This is a genomic window from Candidatus Sordicultor fermentans, assembly GCF_012728195.1.
Lineage (GTDB): Bacteria > Atribacterota > Atribacteria > Atribacterales > Caldatribacteriaceae > Sordicultor > Sordicultor fermentans.
In genome coordinates this window covers 1-2,364 of the sequence record NZ_JAAYFP010000063.1, presented here as the reverse complement: position 1 = coordinate 2,364, position 2,364 = coordinate 1, and the positions used below count along the sequence as shown (strand labels likewise).

Annotated in this window: 1 protein-coding gene and 1 pseudogene; both read left to right on the top strand. The window is 40.9% G+C overall.

What is annotated here, in order from left to right; genetic code table 11:
* Positions 1-381: 381 nt before the first annotated feature.
* Positions 382-1,242 (top strand): DMT family transporter, encoded by an 861-nt coding sequence (locus GXZ17_RS02915; RefSeq protein WP_409375790.1) that lies wholly within the window; start codon positions 382-384, stop codon positions 1,240-1,242.
* Between the two features lie 385 nt (positions 1,243-1,627).
* Positions 1,628-2,364 (top strand): annotated as a pseudogene (locus GXZ17_RS02910) (ABC transporter permease); the annotation flags it as partial.

Genomic DNA, 2,364 nt, shown 5'->3' with positions numbered 1-2,364 from the left:
GGAATAGGGCAATACGCAGGTGATAGACTCCTGTACTTTCCATCACAAATAGTATATGAGAGAAGTCCTCTTCGGGATGTTGCTTTAAGAATTCTTCCATTGATGAGATATCATTTTCTATCTGGTATTGCCGATGCTTTGCTCCATTCCACCTTCTTTTTCTCTTTTTTAAGATAGCTCATTTATAAGCTATTTGATACCCCTTAATATACAATGACGACACGGAGGCTTTTTTCTCCGTGTTATTTTTGGCTTATAAGGGGCACTTATAAGAGAGCTATAGAGGGTTTCCCCCTATAATTCGGGAATAGGATATTTATCTTCCGGTGGCTCTGTTGCAGATTATTTGCCCTTAGCCACCTGAATGATATAATTTACCGTATGAGCCAGGAAAAAGAACATTTAAAATCAGTTCTCTTGCTTTTTGTTACTGCAGTTCTCTGGAGCTTAGGGGGAGTGCTAATCAAATCAGTTGTATGGCATCCTCTGGCTATAGCCGGGGCACGAAGTGCTATTGCTTCTCTTGTCATTTTGCTCTATCTTGGAAAACCTGAAATAAACTGGTCCTGGCCTCAGATAGCCGGCGCTTTAGCTTACGCTGGAACGGTAATTCTTTTTGTTACTGCTACCAAATTAACCACTGCTGCCAACGCTATTTTACTTCAATATGGCGCCCCGATTTACGTAGTTTTTCTAGGAAAATGGTTTTTGAATGAAGAGGCTTCCCGGGAAGACTGGTGGGCGGTGGTAGCTGTTCTGGGAGGGATGGTTCTTTTTTTCTTTGACCAGCTTCAGTGGGGAAGCTTACTGGGAAATATAATAGCTGTTTTGAGCGGTTGGTCTTTTGCTTTCTTAATCATCTTTATGAGAATGCAAAAAGACTCATCTCCCCTTGAGTCTGTTCTTATAGGTAACATTTTTGCCGCTTTAATTGGCCTGCCTTTTATGTTTGAGTACCTTCCCCCTCCGGGAGTCTGGGTAAACCTTATCTTTTTAGGAACAGTTCAGTTAGGTTTATCCTATATTCTTTATTCGATAGCCATAAAGGGAGTAACTGCTCTTGAGGCCAGCCTCATCCCGGTAATTGAGCCAATTCTTAACCCTCTCTGGGTATTTTTAGCCATTGGAGAAATACCGGGGAAATGGGCACTGGCAGGAAGCGCAGTTATATTGACTTCTGTGATTCTTTGGTTTTTAAAGAAGAATCGCGAGAAGAAACCATCTCTTTCTGCCCCTTCTTAAAGATTATTCTCGGTTGTGCTTAGGATTTACCTGAATATGCTCTCTTTCCTCTGCGAGGCATGGAGAACTTCCCTCTTTCTGTGTATGTTTATAGAGTTTTACCGATCCGGAGAGTGGGCATTTCCCTTTTCTCCTTTTTAATTGAAGCTTTAACTGCTATTCTATTTTTAAGTCTTTAACCCCCGATAAAATTGTTTCCCTCTGGCCATGGTGGTAAGGTCTTCTTTCTTTTTGATTTCCCATTGTGAGATCTTTACCACCCATACTTCTTTTTAGATATTTTTTCCACACATTTTATTATAGAGCCCTCGAGGGGTTGACTTTTAGCATGGTTGTCATTAATATTTAAAACAAGGTATACGAGAGGAGGGTAAGCTGATCTATTATGCAACAAGAAATGACTAAAAGAAAAAACTCCAAAAGCTTCCGTTTTAGGGAAATGAACATTTTGATTGCCCTTATTCTTATGTGTTTATTAATAACCATTATGAACCCCCGCTTTTTAAACCCTTTCAACCTTCAGACGATTGCAAGACAGGTTGCTATATATGGACTCCTGGCTGTGGGGGAGACTTTAGTTATTATTACTGGAGGAATTGATCTTTCGGTGGGCTCTCTGGTAGCTCTTATTGGGGTGCTGGTGGCTCTTTTTATGAAGGGCGGTTTAAGCGTGGCTTTTTCTATAATAATAGTTTTGCTTATCTCTTCCCTTATCGGGCTTACACATGGTTTGTTTGTGACTAAGCTCAATGTTCCTCCATTTATAATTACCTTAGGAACTCTTACTGCTGCAAGAGGGCTGGCATAAGCAATCACGAAAGGATGGCCCATTATTGGCCTTCCCGAAAGTTTCTTCTTTATAGGGCAGGGACATATCATAGGTATTCCCTTTCCTCTTATAATTCTCCTGATTTTTGCTGCTATTGCTTTCTTTATTACGAGATACACGGTTTTAGGAAGGCAGCTCTATGCTACAGGCGGAAATATTGAGGCGGCGAGGCTTTCTGGAGTTAATGTGGATAGAAGGAGAATATTTGCTTACGTATTTAATTCCTTTTTGGCTGGAGTTACAGGAATAATCGTTGCTTCAAGATTAAGCCAGGGACAAGCAGGAGTGGGTAG